This window comes from Pseudofrankia inefficax (assembly GCF_000166135.1).
GTDB classification, from domain to species: Bacteria; Actinomycetota; Actinomycetes; order Frankiales; family Frankiaceae; genus Pseudofrankia; species Pseudofrankia inefficax.
In genome coordinates, this window is sequence record NC_014666.1 from 4,510,088 (window position 1) to 4,522,811 (window position 12,724).

Genomic DNA, 12,724 nt, shown 5'->3' on the forward strand with positions numbered 1-12,724 from the left:
CGTCCAACCCGGGCAACCCCGGACCGACGGGGCAGCGTCTGTAGGGCGGGAGGTCACATGGGACCAGCGGACGGCGACGACGGGTTCGTCGCCTACTTCCAACCGCGCACCGCGGGACTGCTGCGGTTCGCCTACCTGCTCACCGGCGACGCGGGGGAGGCCGAGGACCTGACCCAGACGACGCTGACCCACGTCTACGTCGTCTGGCGCCGGGTGTCCGGCCACGCCCGGCCCGACGCCTACGCCCGCCGGGTCATGGTCAACGCGAACGTGAGCCAGTTCCGCCGCCGCCGCGTCCACCACGTCCTCGTCGAGCGGCCACCCGAGACCGCGCAGGCCTCGGCGCAGCTCGCCGCCGTCGAGGATCGCGCCGAGCTGGCCAAGGCCCTCGCGGCGCTGCCACCCCGCCAGCGGGCGGTCGTGATCCTGCGCTACTGCGAGGACATGCCGGAAGACGAGGTCGCGGCGCTGCTGCGCTGTTCGACGGGCACGGTGAAAAGCCAGGCGTCGAAGGGCCTCGCGAAACTGCGCGCGGACCCGGCCGTCGCTGCCCTTGGCCCACCGACGCTCGCGACGACACCACCGGGCCGGGTCACCCTCAGCAGCGCCGCCCGCGGGAAGGAGACCCCGTGAACCCCACCCGTCACCCCTCGGACCACCGCGACGACGACGCCGACCGCGCCACCGCCGACTGGCTGCGCACCGCCGCGGGCCAGGTCCACGCCACCGCGCCCGACAGGCTGCTGACCCGGGCGCTGGCCGCCGCCCCGGCGGCCCGGCGCCGCCGGCGCCTCGCCGTCGCGATCCCGGTGACCGTCACCGCGTTCACTGTCGCCGCGGTCGTCGCCGCGACGGTCCTGCTGACCGGCGGTGGTTCCGCGGTCAGCCACGTCTCCCAGCCCCTCGCGGGCCGGCCCGCCGGCACCCTCCCGCCGACCCTCACTCCCGGCATACCGGCGATCGTCGCGAGCGTGGGAACGAGCCCGCCGACGGTCGCGCCGACCCAGCAGGGCCCGCACACCACCGTCCCGCCCCCGGCGACAGCACCCCCTTCGCTGACCACGGTGCCCAACGTGGTCAGCAGAAACGGCACCGACGCGACGGCCACGCTGCGGGCCCTCGGCTTCACGGTGAGCCAGACGTCGGTGTGCGGCTCCACGGACAGCCCGGCCGGCCAGGTCCTCGCCCAGCAGCCCGCCGCGGGAACCCGGGCGGCCGCGACCGCGACCATCACCCTGCGGGTGGCCGCCGCATGCGCCGACGTGCCCAACCTCGTCGGAACCACCCCGGCCACGGCGAAGACCACCCTGGAGGCCGCCGGCTTCCAGGTCTGGCTGGACGGCCCGTGGACCTGCTCCACCGGCTACGGCAGCGTCACGGCCCAGAGCCCCACCGCCGGCACCCGCGCCGCCCGGGGGAGCACGGTCAGCATCACCTACGCCTGCGTGCCCCCAGCGTCCGTCGCCGCCAGCCCCTGACCGGTCACCACCTCGCTCGCCCTGTCCTGTCATCCCGCCTCTCCGGCTGACAGGACAGGGCGAGCCCCGCCCAGCTGGCGGGACGGCCACACAGCCAGCGGGCCGGTCTTGTTACGGTGCGGGAGGCCGCTACTGGCGCGGGTGGGTCACCACCGGGGAACGGCCGCGTGACCGTCGACGCCGACCGCCTGGGCCCGCGACGCGAAGGAACCCTTTCGCGTGAGGTGGGCGATGAACCTGCGGTACGGCATGAACCCCCATCAGCGGCCGGCGACGGTCGAACCCCTCGACGGCACCGCACCCGTCCGGGTCCTGCACGGCGAGCCCTCCTACATCAACATGCTGGACGCGCTCGGTGGCTGGCAGCTCGTCCGCGAGGCGGCCGGGGCCCTCGGCCGGCCCGCCGCCGCCTCGTTCAAGCACGTCTCACCGGCCGGAGCCGCGCTGGCCGGAGCCCTCGACGCGGCCATGACCGAGTCCTACAGGCTGGGCCCAGGGCCGGCCGGGGCGCTGACCAGCGCCTATGTGCGGGCCCGCGACACCGACCCGAAGAGCTCCTACGGTGACTTCGCCGCGGTCTCCGCGCCGGTCGACGCCGAGCTGGCCGACCTGTTGCGGCGGCTGGTCTGCGACGGGATCGTCGCGCCCGGCTACGAACCGGGCACCGTGGCGACGCTGTCCGCGAAGAAGAACGGCGCGTTCGTCGTCCTCGAAGCCGACCCGGCCTACCAGCCACCCACCCAGGAGGTCCGCGACGTGTGCGGGCTGCGTTTCGTCCAGCCACGGGACGACGCCGTCCTGGACCGGACGACGCTCGCCGACGTCCAGGTGGGGACGGTGCCCGACGGCGCGCGCGACGACCTGCTCCTCGGCCTGATCGTGGTCCGCCACACCCAGTCGAACTCGGTCGCCTACGTCCGCGACGGGATGACCCTCGGAGTCGGCGCGGGCCAGCAGTCCCGCGTCGACGGTGTCCGCCTCGCCGGCGCGAAGACCGACACCTGGTGGCTGCGCCGCCACCCCCGCGTCCAGGCGCTGACCACCGGCGGCGACCGGAAGATCCAGGACCGGATCAACGACCAGATCAGCTACCTCGACGCGGACCCCGCCATGCGTGAGGACGGCACCGGCCCGGTACCGCTGACCGGCGCCGATCGCGCACGCTGGCTGCGCCAGCTCGACCAGGTCGCGCTCGCCTCCGACGGTGCCCTGCCGTTCCCGGACAACATCGACCACGCCCACCGCCACGGCGTCCGCTACATCGCCGAACCCGGCGGGTCCACCCGCTCGGCCGACGTCGCCGCCGCCTGCCAGGACCGGGGGATCGCGCTCATCCACACAGGCCTGCGCCTGTTCCGCCACTGACCTTTTCCGCCACTGACCTTGCCAACGCCGCGCGCCGCGTTCCGCCGCTCCCGGCACGCCGTGATCGGGGTAGCTCTGGCTACCCCGATCACGGACGTGATCGGCCCAGGCCGGTTGCCAGCCGGGACCAGGCTTCATGATCATCGGGCGTGTGGGGGAGCGGAAGGCTCAGCGCCGCGGCCGTCAGCGGCTCGGCGGCCCCCTTGATCCCCGTTTTCGCCCTGGGGTGGCCGCGAAACATGCTCGGCGACGACCACCAGAGGGCCGAAACGGCGATCATGGGGACGCCGAAGGCGAGCGGGGCCGGCGTCAGCCGGCGGTCTGGGCGAGCTGGGCGGCGAGCGCGTCGGCGTGGCGTTCGGCGCGTTCGGCGCGGGACCGGGCGTCGGCGCGGGCCTCGGCCAGCACCGCCATCCGCTCCTCGGCCGCCGCCCGGTCGGCCTCCCGCGCCGTCGCCGCCTCGGCCCGGATCCGGCCGACCTCGGTGTCCGCCGCGGCCCGCACCCTGGCCAGCTCCTCCCGGCCCCGGCCGAGCTCGTCGGCGGTCTCCCGGCGCAGCCGGTCGGCCTCGGCCGCCGCCTCGGCCCGGACCCGGTCGAGGGTGGCCGCGGCACCAGCCCGGTCCGCCGACGCCGCCTCCCGCAACGCGGTCAGCTCGGCGCGCAGCTCCGCCTGCGCCTCGGCCGCCGACGCGGCGTCACGGCGGGCGCCACCGAGCTCGGCGTTCGCCGCGGCGAGCTGACCGCGCAACGTCGCCATCTCCCGTTCCGCGGTCGCCCGGATCGTCGCCAGCCGGGCCGCCGCGTCCGCGCGCGCCGACTCGGCCCGCTCGTCGGCCTCGGCCCGCGCGGTCGCGACCTCGGCCCGGGCCTGGGCCCTGGCCGTTTCGACCTCCGCCGCCGCCTGGGCGCGGATCTGGGCGATCTCCTCGGCGGCCCGGCGTTCGGCCTCTCCCGCGGCCTCCCGGGCGGCGAGCGCCGCGGCGTCGGCCACAGCGAGGCGTCGTTCCAGCTCGTCGAGCGCGGCGGTCGCCTCCGCGGTGACCGCCTCCGCGTCCGCCCGCGCCACGGTCTGCTCCCGGGCCGCCGCCTCGGCGCGGACCGCGCGGGCGGTCGCCTCACCCACCCGGCGGGCCGCGTCCGCCTCGGCCGCCTCCACCTGCGTCTCCGCCGCGGCGACGTCACCCAGCCGGCCCAGCGTCGCGGTGAACGCCTCCAGCGTCCGGCCGAGATCGGCGGCCAGCGTCCCGACGTGGGCGGCGAGCTCGTCGGCGCGCAGCCGGGCCACCGCCACCGGCCGGGTCTCGGACCGCCCGGGCGCACGGCTGGCCGGCACGCCCCCTCCGGCGGTCCGGCGCGGGCCGTCACCTGCCTCCGGCCCGCCGTCGGCCGCGGTCAGCGCGGCGATCTCGCGGCGGCGGCGGTAGGCCGACAGCCGGGTGTGCGCCGGGTCGTCGCAGTACGCGGGCGGCCGGCCGGGCCCGTCCGCCGGCGCGCACGGCCGCCCACACCCCGGATAGCCACACACCGCCCCGGGCACCCCGTCCGACGCGTCCCGGAGCGCGACGAGACGGCCGGCGTCGTCAGTGACGCCGGCCGCCTGACCGAACTCTCCCCCGACCTCCGCCCCCAAATCCCCACTGTTGTCCCGTGTCGCCGCCGCTTCCACCTTCGCGCCCCCTCCACCAGTTTCGTAACGTCCAGACCGTAGCAGAGACGAAACGCTACGACGGAACGAAACGCTATTGATCGGGAGACGAAAAGTCTGACGCGCGATAAGCTTCGATTCTCGGGCGTCAGAATCTGGACCGGGGGAGCAGCTTTCAGCCGCGCTGCGGACCGCACGGCGGCCAGGGCCCGACCAGTCGAGGTCGCGGCGATCGTCGCGGTCGTCGGTCATGTGTCGGCGCTGCTGGGACTATGGCTGCGCCTACGATCACGGGCACGTCAGGCCGACGCGCACCGGCGGGTGCGGACCAGGTCGCCGAGCGCGGTGCGACCGCGGTCGATGAGGATCTGGTCCTGGTTGCGCAGGCCGGTGGTCAGGTAGGACACGGCCAGCCGGGCGGTCAGCAGGAGCAGCAGCCGCTGCTCATCGTCGGTCAGGGGGCGGCCGTAGCCGTCGAGGTACGCCTCGCGCAGGTGCGGCTGGCTGGGCCACAGGGCGCCGCGGAGCCAGATCATGTCCTGGACGGCGAGGCCGTGTTCGGCGGTCTCGAAGTCGATCAGGGCCAGGGTGGTGGTGACCTGGTCCCAGAGCCAGTTGCGCGGTGCGGCGTCGCCGTGGAGGTAGACCAGCGGGAGGCCGGCGGCCAGGGCGACCAGGTCGTGGGCGACCTCGGCGACCAGTTCCCGCTCGTCGGGGTGCAGCAGTTCCTCGGTGGCCTTCAGGCACAGTGCCGCCTCGGCCGCCTGTGCGGTCATCGAGGCGGTGACCTCCTTCCGGGCGCCCTCGGGTGCAGTCTCGGGGTGGTCGTGCCAGCCCCGCAGCAGGGTGCCGCCCAGGTGGTGGACCCGGGTCTCGATATCGGGGTCCAGCGGCAGCCCGCGCACCACGGCGCCGGGGACCGCGGTGGTCAGCAGGGCGAGGGTGCGGGTGTCGTAGGCGATCAGGCGGGGGGCCGCGGTGGGGGGCAGTGCCGCCCTGGCGTGGCGGTGGGCGTGGATCTCCCGCTCGAAGGCGCGGCGTGAGGGGCTGATCTTGGCATAGACGCTGGTGCTCTCGCCGTCCACGCGCCAGACCTGGGAGGTGCCGCGCGGCCAGGAGGTGTCGGTGGCCCGGGTGGCGCCGGGCAGGTGCTGCTCGGCCCAGCGGTGCAGGTCCTCGGGGATCGGCGCGGCGGGGGTCAACAGGGTCTCCAAGGGTGCGGTCGATCAGCTGCTCCGGAGTCCACTCCAGCCGCACGCCGGCCACCCTAACTGGACGATCACGGCAGGTTAGACGCCAATCACCCAAACGGGCCGAGCGTTCGAGATGTCACTCAGAGCTACTTTGCGGCTGGTGACACGCACCCGAATCCCGGGCCGTCAACACAGCCATCTGAGGGCCGAATCGGCGATCAAGGCAGGCGGCTGCCGCGCGCCGGGATGCAGATGGCGTGTCGTGACGTCAGGGCCTCGGGGCGGCCAGCAGCTCCAGCTCGGCCGCGGTGAGCCGCAGGCCCGCGGCGGCGACGTTCTCCTGGAGATGCCCGGGGTCTCCCGTTCCCGGGATGGCGAGCACGTGCGGTCCCTGCGCCAGCGTCCAGGCGATCCTGACCTGGGCCGTGGACACGCCGTGGGTCGCGGCGACCCGGCGCACCGCCTCGTTGTCACCGCCGGCCGCCCTGGCACCGGCCGGGCCGCGAGCGCCGGCTATCGAGAAGAACGGCACGAACGCGATGCCCAGCTGGGCGCAGCGGCGCAGGACGTCCTCGCTGTCCCGGACCTCCAGGCCGTAGAGGTTCTGGACACAGACCACCGGGGTGATCGCCCGCGCCTCGGCGAGGTGCTCGACGGTCACGTTGGAGACGCCGATGTGACGGATGAGCCCGGCGTCGCGCAGCTGCGCGAGTGCGCCGACGTGCTCGGCGATCGACTCCTGCGAGGACCGGCGGAAGTTCACCACGTCGAGGTGGTCGCGGCCGAGCTGGCGGAGGTTCTCCTCGACCAGCCCGCGCAGCTGGGCCGGGGTCGCCGTGTACCACTCGCCCCACGGGTGGCGGCCGCCGCCGACCTTCGTCGCGATGACCAGGTCGTCCTGGTAGGGCGACAGCGCCGTGTGGATCAGCTCGTTCGCCGAGCGGAGCGAGGAGAAGTAGAACGCCGCGGTGTCGATGTGGTTCACACCGAGTTCCCGGGCGAGCCGCAGGACCTTGATGGCGGTGTCCCGGTCGCTCGGTGTGCCGAGGTCGAACGGCGCGCTGCCCGTCAGGCGCATGGCCCCGAAGCCGAGGCGGTGCACGGTCAGATCGCCGAGGCGCCAGGATCCGGCCGCCGACGCGTCGACGCTGGCGGTCATCGATGGGCCTCCCAAGGGTCGCGGTAGCCGTCGTCGCACAGGATCCGAGCCGGCCTCCCCTGGGCCGCGCGCTCAGAAGGCGGTGTTGGCGAGCCAGCCGGTCCAGAGGCCGTCATCGCCGACGATCTCCAACGAGCCGTCGTCGGCGGGCAGGCGGCGCAGCAGCGCGAGCAGCAGGTCGGCCGCGGCCGCGCGGACGGCGGTGTCGCCCTTGCCGTGGCCGTGGTCCCAGGTGATCCCGCCCGGCCCGCCACGAACCGTCCATTCCCCGTCGGAGCCGAGGCCGCCGTCGGTCGCGTGCAGGTGCAGCGTGGCGCCGTCGCGCAGGGCGGTGCCGTCGGGGCGGGCGGCGAGAAGGCCGAGCCATTCGGACACCCCGTCCGCCGCGAGCGCCGGCTCGACGGTGTAGCCCGTTCCCAGCGCGAGGGCGGCGTCGACGCGGTGGACGACCGCCTCGTAGAGCCGTCGCCGGACCCACCAGTGGGCCGGCCGCGGGCCGGTGAACGTCCACACCGGCGCGTCGGGATCGACGGCGACCGCGTCGAGCAGCAGCGCCGGGCTCTCACGCAGCCAGGCCACCGCGCCGTCGGCCGGTGGCTTGCCGCCCGCGACCGTGCGTGGGTCGATGATGTCGACGGCCCGTGCCTCGACCATCGCCGCGGCCCAGCGATGACCACGCCCGACGTGGCGCATCAACTGGGTCAGGTCCCAGCCCGGGCAGGTCGGAACCGGCGTGGCCAGATCGGCGTCGCCGAGCAGATCGGCGAACAGGTCGTTCTGCTCCACCAGAGCGGCAGCGTGGTCCACGACTGGCACCGTACGCCGATCAGGCATCCGGACACGCCGCGGGCCAGCCGGACTCGACGGGCCCGACGCGAGATGTCGCAAGGCCCGGGCGGTTAGAGAAGGTCCTCAAGCCGGGTCGCGACCTGGCGGTAGCGGCTGACCGGGACGAGGTGCACACCGGCGAAGGCGCCGCTGTCGCGCAGCCGCAGCACCTGGTCGCAGGCCGCTTCGACCCCGGCCGCCCGGTCCCGTTCGACCGCCTGGACGAGGTCGTCGGGGATGTCGATGTCGGGGATGGTCGCGGCGAGGCGGCGGGCCATCCCGGCGCTCGCGAGGACCATGACGCCCGCGTAGACCGGTAGTTCGACCGGATGGGCGTCGCGCCAGCGCAGCAGGGCGTCCACCGAGTAGCTGACCTGCACGAACAGGAAGTCGGCCGCTCGTTTCCAGGTGGGCAGTGGACGCAGGCCGGCCGCGGCGCCGACCCGGAACGCCGGCGTGTCCGCGAACACCGGGTCGGCGCTGGCCGCGCGGGCCTCGTCCATCATCGCGCGCACGGTCAGGTCGCTGGTCCGGTTCCCGGCGGTGGGTTTGTCGCCGTGGACGAACAGGAACTCCTCGACGCCGTAGGCAGCGGCGGTGAGCAGGTCGCGGCGGAAGCCGAGCAGGTTGCGGTCGCGGGAGTTCACGCACGCGATGCTGCGCCCGCCCATCGTCGCCACCTCGTGGGCGACGGCGATGCTCGACACCGTCGCGCGTCCGATGTGGTTGTCGGGAATCAGGAACGCGTCGGTGACGGGGCTCAGGACGCCGATCTGGTGTCGGGCGTGGGTCAGGTCCGGCCGGGTCGGCGGCTCGATCTCGCAGATCAGCTCGAAGCCGCGCTCCGGACGTTCGTGACCCGCCGTGGATTCCTGCACCCGGACAGGATAAGGCGCCACGATCCGCCCACCGGCCACGGCCACGGCGAGCCGGGCAGCGACTGCCGGTGCAGGCGGCCCGTGGCTGTTCCCCGCGCCGGGCCCGGACGGGTTCACGGGTCCCTCAAGGCCGATCCGGCCGACATCCGCGCCACTGTCGACGAGCTGCTGGCCAAGGGACTGCTCGTCACGCAGGGCCCGCACATCCGGCCCACGGACGCGGGGCACGCGCTGATGGCCACCGTCACCGCGGAGACCGCCCCGGTGACCGCCCGCGTCTGGGGTGGGATCTCCGCCCGGGAACATCGGTGCCGCCATCGGCATGATCGCCGTCTTGGCCCTCGCATGGTTGTGGGAAGACCCGATTCACGACCACCAGAGGGCGAAAACGGCGATCACCGCGTCGGGCCGGCCTTCCGCTCCGGCCGGAGGAGTCGTTCTCAGGTCCGGGTGAGGACGCAGAAGTCGTTGCCCTCCGGATCGGCCAGGACTGTCCACGGGACGTCGCCCTGCCCGACGTCGGCGGGCGTCGCGCCGAGGGCTGTCAGTCGGGCTACGTCCGCCGTCTGGTCGTCGCCGGGGTAAGGCAGCACGTCGAGGTGAACGCGTCCCTTCCAGGTCCGCGCAGCCGGCGTGCGGAGGAACTCCAGATAGGGGCCGACGCCCTGGGCGGCGCGCAGCCGGGCGTGGGCGTCGGTGATCTCGTGCACGGTCCAGTCGACCGCCTCACCCCAGAATCGGGCCAGGGCACGCGGATCCGCGCAGTCGACCACCACCGCGGCGATCGGACCGGTGTCCCGGTAGATCTCCCGAGGTTCCAGCACGCAGAACACGTTGCCCTCGGGGTCGGTCAGGACCGTCCACGGGACGTCGCCCTGGCCTATGTCGGCGGGCGTCGCGCCGAGCTCCCGCAGGCGGGCGACCAGCTCCGTCTGATGGGTGGCGGAGGTGGTCGCGAGATCGAGGTGCACGCGGTAGTTCACCGTCTCGGGGTCCGGGACCGTGACGACATCGACGCAGACCGCCTCAGGGTTCGGCCAGGTGAACCCCAGGGGTTCGAGGTTGGTCACCCCGGGTCCTTCGCTGGACATGCCCCAGCCAAGCGCCGCTGCCCAGAACCGGCCGAGCGCCGCGTCATCGCGGGCCTTGACGTTCACCTGCACCAGCCGCAGCGCCATGCCCTCGACCCTAGTGCCGCCTCCGACCGGGTTCGCCTCGTCCCGAGGCCGGCTTGATCGCCGTTTTCGCCCTCGCATGGCTGTAGTGGGCGCTCAGGGGTGGCCGGTCTCCGGGAGGTCGACGGTGTTGCGGCGGTACTGGATCTTCCAGCCGTCCGGGGTGCGGACGTGGCGGCTGTGGTGGTGGCCGAACCAGACGACGCGGGTCAGGCCGTCGTCCTGGGTCCGGCCGACGCCGTAGAGCATCGTGGAGCTGGCGGTGTCGCCGTCGAGGGTGATCCGCGGGTTCATCTCCATGTGGACGACGGCCGGCGGGTTCTTCGCCATCACGCTGGCGAGCATGTCCTTGATCGCGGCCCGGCCCCGGGCGACCCGGCCCGTGCTCATCTCGAACTCGCCGTCCTCGGCCCACAGCTCGGCCCAGGCATCCAGGTCACGGGTGTCGAGCAGCTCGCCGTAGTCGACCAGGCTCTGCGTGATCTCCGCCCGGTCCTCCAGTAGCCGCACACGCTCGTCGAGGCTCAGCTTGCTTGTGGTCATGGCGACCAGCTTGCCGAAAAAATTTGCACTCAGTCAAGAAATCGCGCAGGTCTCGGGTTCGTTCCTCTACTCCCCCGGGCGTTCGCCTAGATGATCTACGGGAGGGACCTAGCCTTGACGGTGGAAGGCGTCCGAGCCGTGAGGGGAAGCACCTGTGCGCAAGCTGACGAGCCAGGGCGAGCAGGTGGTCGCGGATCTCTCCGCCAGATACGGAGTCAGCGCCGACGCGGTGCGCGCCATGCTGGAGGCGGTCCGGCTCGGCAACGGCACCATGGCCCAGTTCTCCCACCCGGAGTTCGGCGGGCGCGGGCAGTGGATGGCTGGCGGCATGACCATGGTCGCCGACATGTTCAACCAGCGCCTGCAGGCGCTGGTCAGCGGCCTCGCCAGTGAGCTCGCGAGCCAGCTCGCCGCGGCCCCGCTGTACGCACCGGCTCCGGAGGCGGGCCCAATCCACCAGGCCAACCTGGAGTCCTGGTGGCCTGGCGAGCTGGGCCGGCCCGGGTCCAGCGGCGGCCAGAACGACTCCCGGTACGCCGTGTTCCCCCAGGCCAGGCGGCTGGCCGTGCAGAGCGGCGGCGGGCCTGTCCGCGTCCACGACACGCTCGACCATGTCATCGGCGGCGTGCAACAGCAGCAGGGCGCGGTACCGGGCACCTTGTCGTTCACCAGCCAGCACGGCACCTTCACCGTGGAAAGCCTGCCGCTGGCAGCCCCAGCCGCGGCACGGGCCGCGGCGGCGCCCGAGCCCGCCATGCCGCCCGCCCTGGCGGCCTCCGCGCCGGTGTCCGACGCCGACGCGGTGCTCGCGACCCTCGACCGGCTCGGCGACCTGCACCAGCGTGGCGTCCTGACCGACGAGGAGTTCGCCGCGAAGAAGGCTGAGCTGCTCGCCCGCCTGTAACCGCCACCCGGCGGGCGGTCGTTCGAGACCAAGGCTTCGAGACCAAGGCCATGCGGGCGCCCCACGCGGCCGGGTTTCCAGGCACCGTGGGGGCATGAGAGACGACTCGCCGGGTCCTGACCGGCCCGTGACCAGCCCGCGGCCGGTCTCGTCGAACGGTGGGACGGCGCCCGGCGCCGCGGCCTCATGACCTCGGCGGAGTCGCCGGACCCGGAACCCACCCGCGGCGGGCTGCGCGGGCGGCTGCGCGGGCTCGCGGTCGACACCCGGCCGCTGGCGATCCCCGCGTTCCGCCGGACCTTCCTCGGGCAGGGGACCGCGATCATCGGGACGATGGTCACGGAGGTCGCCGCCCCGGTCCAGATCTACGACATCTCGGGCTCGTCGTTCGCGGTCGGCCTGACGGGGCTGGTCGGGCTGGTCCCGATGGTCGTGTTCGGCCTGTACGGCGGGGCGGTCGCCGACGCGGTCGACCGGCGGACCCTCTACCTGTCGTCGTCGCTGCTGACCTGGGCGGTGACCCTCGCGCTGCTGACGCAGAGCCTGCTGGGCGTGCGGTCCGTCGCGCTGATCCTCAGCCTCGTCGCGGTCCAGGCGGCCGGTTTCGCCGTGTCGTCGTCCACAAGGGGTGCCGTGGTCCCCGCGCTTGTCCCGGTCGAGCTGGTCCCCGCGGCCAACTCGTTGAACTACACGGCGTTCACCGCCGGGGCGGTGATCGGGCCGCTCGTCGCCGGTCTGTTGCTCGGGTTCGACCACGGGTTCAGCTACGCCTACGCCGCCGACGCGGTCCTGTTCACCGCCGCGCTCTACTCGACGTTCCGGCTGCCGTCGCTGCGCCCGACGGTGTCGGCGGGGCGGCCTGGGCTGCGGTCCGTGCTCGACGGGCTGCGGTTCATCGGCGGGAACCCGGTGCTGCTGATGTCGTTCCTGGTCGACATCGTCGCGATGGTGCTGGCGATGCCGCGGGCACTGTTCCCACAGGCGGCCGCGACCCGGTTCCACGGCGGCGTCGGCCTGCTGTACTCGGCGATCGCGCTCGGGTCGGTGCTCGCCGGGCTGAGCAGCGGGTGGATCGGCCGGGTCCGCCGCCAGGGCGTCGTCCTGACCGTCGCGGTCCTCGGCTGGGCCGCCGCGATCAGCCTCGCCGGGTTCGCCCACGTGTACTGGCTGGCGATCGTGCTGCTCGCGTGCGCGGGCGCCGCGGACCTGGTCAGCGCGGTGTGCCGGCAGACGATCCTGCAGACCTACGTGCCCGACAACATGCGGGGCCGGTTGCAGGGCGTGTTCACCGTCGTCGTCGCGGGCGGCCCGCGGCTGGGAGACCTGCGGGCGGGCGCGATGGCCGCGGCGACGACGCTCACCATCGCCTGGTCGGGTTCGGCGATCCTCTGCGTCGTCCTCGTGCTGATCGCCGCCGTCGCGGTCCGGCCGTTCTGGCGCTACGACACCGCCGCGACCCTCACGGCGGCGCAGGTGGCCGACGCCGTGCCGGCGCCGACGCGGCCGGAGGACCGGGTCGAGACCGGCCTCGGCGCCTGACCCTCACCGCCGCCC

General features: G+C 73.9%; 12 protein-coding genes and 1 riboswitch. Of the genes, 5 read left to right on the forward strand and 7 right to left on the reverse strand.

The window, feature by feature from the left end; genetic code table 11:
- The first annotated feature begins 57 nt into the window (after positions 1-57).
- The 3 genes from FRAEUI1C_RS18250 to FRAEUI1C_RS18260 all read left to right on the forward strand — a co-directional run bounded on the left by FRAEUI1C_RS18250 (position 58) and on the right by FRAEUI1C_RS18260 (position 2,843).
- Positions 58-633 (forward strand): SigE family RNA polymerase sigma factor, encoded by a 576-nt coding sequence (locus tag FRAEUI1C_RS18250; protein WP_013424802.1) that lies wholly within the window; start codon positions 58-60, stop codon positions 631-633.
- Positions 630-1,478, forward strand: a complete 849-nt coding sequence (locus FRAEUI1C_RS18255; RefSeq protein ID WP_013424803.1) for a PASTA domain-containing protein — start codon at positions 630-632, stop codon at positions 1,476-1,478. The genes FRAEUI1C_RS18250 and FRAEUI1C_RS18255 overlap by 4 nt, the downstream gene beginning before the upstream one ends.
- A 118-nt stretch (positions 1,479-1,596) precedes the next feature.
- Positions 1,597-1,679: riboswitch (ZMP/ZTP riboswitch) on the forward strand.
- 18 nt (positions 1,680-1,697) lie between these two features.
- Positions 1,698-2,843, forward strand: a complete 1,146-nt coding sequence (locus FRAEUI1C_RS18260) for a phosphoribosylaminoimidazolecarboxamide formyltransferase (protein WP_232425038.1) — start codon at positions 1,698-1,700, stop codon at positions 2,841-2,843.
- 309 nt (positions 2,844-3,152) lie between these two features.
- Here the strand turns inward: FRAEUI1C_RS18260 and FRAEUI1C_RS18265 are convergent, their stop codons facing one another.
- The 7 genes from FRAEUI1C_RS18265 to FRAEUI1C_RS18295 form a co-directional block, all read right to left on the reverse strand.
- Positions 3,153-4,475 (reverse strand): hypothetical protein, encoded by a 1,323-nt coding sequence (locus FRAEUI1C_RS18265; RefSeq protein WP_049806939.1) that lies wholly within the window; start codon positions 4,473-4,475, stop codon positions 3,153-3,155.
- Positions 4,476-4,789: 314 nt separating this feature from the next.
- On the reverse strand, positions 4,790-5,692 hold the full coding sequence (locus FRAEUI1C_RS18270) for an aminoglycoside phosphotransferase family protein (protein WP_013424806.1): 903 nt from the start codon (positions 5,690-5,692) through the stop codon (positions 4,790-4,792).
- A gap of 259 nt (positions 5,693-5,951) precedes the next feature.
- Positions 5,952-6,842, reverse strand: a complete 891-nt coding sequence (locus FRAEUI1C_RS18275) for an aldo/keto reductase (RefSeq protein WP_013424807.1) — start codon at positions 6,840-6,842, stop codon at positions 5,952-5,954.
- Between the two features lie 72 nt (positions 6,843-6,914).
- On the reverse strand, positions 6,915-7,649 hold the full coding sequence (locus FRAEUI1C_RS18280) for a maleylpyruvate isomerase family mycothiol-dependent enzyme (protein ID WP_013424808.1): 735 nt from the start codon (positions 7,647-7,649) through the stop codon (positions 6,915-6,917).
- A 92-nt stretch (positions 7,650-7,741) separates the two neighbouring features.
- The gene (locus FRAEUI1C_RS18285; protein ID WP_041261017.1) at positions 7,742-8,548 is read right to left on the reverse strand and encodes a methylenetetrahydrofolate reductase; all 807 of its coding nucleotides are present in this window, start codon (positions 8,546-8,548) and stop codon (positions 7,742-7,744) included.
- A gap of 440 nt (positions 8,549-8,988) precedes the next feature.
- A complete protein-coding gene (locus FRAEUI1C_RS18290) occupies positions 8,989-9,726 on the reverse strand; it encodes a VOC family protein (RefSeq protein ID WP_013424810.1) in 738 nt (245 codons plus the stop codon).
- 93 nt (positions 9,727-9,819) lie between these two features.
- Positions 9,820-10,266: a nuclear transport factor 2 family protein gene (locus tag FRAEUI1C_RS18295; protein WP_013424811.1), complete on the reverse strand. Its 447-nt coding sequence runs from the start codon at positions 10,264-10,266 to the stop codon at positions 9,820-9,822.
- Positions 10,267-10,420: 154 nt separating this feature from the next.
- On the opposite strand from FRAEUI1C_RS18295, the gene FRAEUI1C_RS18300 reads away from it, so the two are divergent.
- Positions 10,421-11,170, forward strand: coding sequence for an SHOCT domain-containing protein (locus tag FRAEUI1C_RS18300; protein ID WP_013424812.1), 750 nt, complete (start codon positions 10,421-10,423; stop codon positions 11,168-11,170).
- A gap of 186 nt (positions 11,171-11,356) precedes the next feature.
- Positions 11,357-12,709 carry an MFS transporter gene (locus tag FRAEUI1C_RS18305; RefSeq protein WP_013424813.1) on the forward strand — a complete coding sequence of 451 codons (1,353 nt, stop codon included), beginning with the start codon at positions 11,357-11,359 and terminating at the stop codon, positions 12,707-12,709.
- Positions 12,710-12,724: the final 15 nt, after the last annotated feature.